The sequence below is a fragment of the Micromonospora sp. ABR4_055 genome, assembly GCF_056160425.1.
Map to the genome: position 1 here is coordinate 1 of NZ_JBSWXD010000302.1, position 1854 is coordinate 1854.

Below are 1854 nucleotides of genomic sequence, written 5' to 3' on the forward strand. Positions count from 1 at the left end.
GCGGAGGCGTTGCTGGGCGCCGACGCCCCTGGCCCGGTCCTCGCGGTACCGGCCCTGGTGGTCACCGGTCAGCTGGCCGCCGCGCGGACGGCGGCGACCGGATCGGCTCCGCTGCCGGTGCGGCGACTCGCCGACGCCGCGCTGGCGATGACGGATCCGGCGGCGGCGCTGCCGTTGCTGATCGAGGCCGCCGAGAGTTTCGAAAAGGCACCGCCCCCGGTTGCCGTACCGGACCTGCCACACGCGGTCGGAGCGCTGGTCGCGGTTGCAGCCGGTGACTCCGCGACCGCCGAGCATCTGCTGGAGCGGGCGTCGACCAGCGGGGCCGGCGGTCCCGTCGCGCTGGACCGGCACCGGACGTTGCTGGCCTGGGTCCGAATGCGCACCGGCAGATACGACTCGGCCGTCGCCGAACTACGCCGGCTGTCCGGTGCCATGCTGCCCGGCCGAGAACGGCTGACCTACGCCGGCCTCACCGCCGGGATCGCCCGCCGCAGCGGGGACATCGCCCAACTGCGGGCGGCCTGGTCCGTCGCCGAGCCGGTGCTGGCCCGGCGGGCCGTGGACCTGTCCCAGCTGGAAGTGGTCGAGGAACTGCTGGTCGCCGCTGCCCGGCTGCGCCACCACCAGCGGATCGCACCGGTCCTGGCCGACCTGGCCGGCATCGTCGACCAGCTGGGTCGACCGACGGCGTGGACGGTGTCGCTGAGCTGGATCCGGTTGCAGATCGCGGTCGTGGGTGAGGAGCCGGCGGCGGCTGCGGCAGCAGCCGACGAGCTGGGTTCGCTCGACCCGGGCGGATTCCGGCAACAGGCGCAGTGCCGGGCCGCCGGCCGGTGGGCCGCCGTACTCGCCGGCGAGGTCGACCCGGACGCGGTGTTGACGGACGCCGCCGAACTGGCCGCCGCCGAACTGCCCTGGGAGTCGTCCAGACTGATCGGTCAGGCAGCGGTCCGTACCACCGACGCGTCGGCCGCCCGCCGGCTCCTGGAACGGGCCCGGGAACTGACCCGGATGGACCCGGTGCCGGACGAGTCGCGGCCGGGGGCCTCGCACGGTGGCCTGTCGGACCGGGAGGTCGAGGTGGCCCGGCTCGTGCTGGCCGGCCGGACCCACCGTGAGATCGGGACGCAACTCTTCCTGTCCCCCAAGACGGTCGAGCACCATGTGGCCCGGATCCGCGGCAAGTTGGGGGTTACCACCCGGGCCGAGATGGTCGCTACGCTGCGAAGTCTGCTCCCCGAGGAGTCCTGACTTGTCGGTTAGCTGACCTGAGCTTGGTGGCACCCCCTAGACCCCCGAACCTGGCAGGGGGGAAGCCCCGATGCGAGGGGCGGGCGTTGACCCGCAGTCTTGTACATGTCCGGCCGATCGGGACGGACCAAAACCCCTACGAACCACGAATGCAGGAGACATCATGGCCGCGGTAGAAGTCACCCCGTTGATCGTCGAGAAGGTCAAGGCGCTGTTCGACAAGGTGTTCAGCAGCGAAGAGGAGACCGCCAAGTTCCTGGCCGACCCGGAGGGCGCGTTCGCCGCCAACGGGATCGAGGCGGAGACGCTCAACGAGCTCGACGTCGACCAGATCGTCAACGACGCGGCGTTCGGCAGCAGCGCAAGCCCGTCCGGTGGGGGCGCCGGAGGGGGCGGCGGCTTCGCCGGCGGCGGGCCCGGTGGCGGCGGCAGCGGCGGGGGCTTCGCTGGCGGGGGGGCCGGTGGAGGCGCCGGAGGGGGCGGCGGCTTCGCTGGAGGGGGCGGCGGCGCCGGAGGGGGGTTCGGTTTCCGCGCCCCCACCCCCCTCCCACCCCCCGAGGGCCTTTCACCGATGGCCCCCATTCCACCAAACCTCCCCAA

Annotated in this window: 1 protein-coding gene and 1 pseudogene; both read left to right on the forward strand. The window is 73.2% G+C overall.

Annotated features, from left to right (window positions below; all coding sequences use genetic code 11):
* A partial coding sequence (locus ACXAHD_RS32020) for a helix-turn-helix transcriptional regulator (RefSeq protein WP_475055148.1) occupies positions 1–1254 on the forward strand: 1254 nt, incomplete at its 5' end.
* 163 nt (positions 1255–1417) lie between these two features.
* Positions 1418–1854, forward strand: a pseudogene (locus ACXAHD_RS32025) (hypothetical protein); the annotation flags it as partial.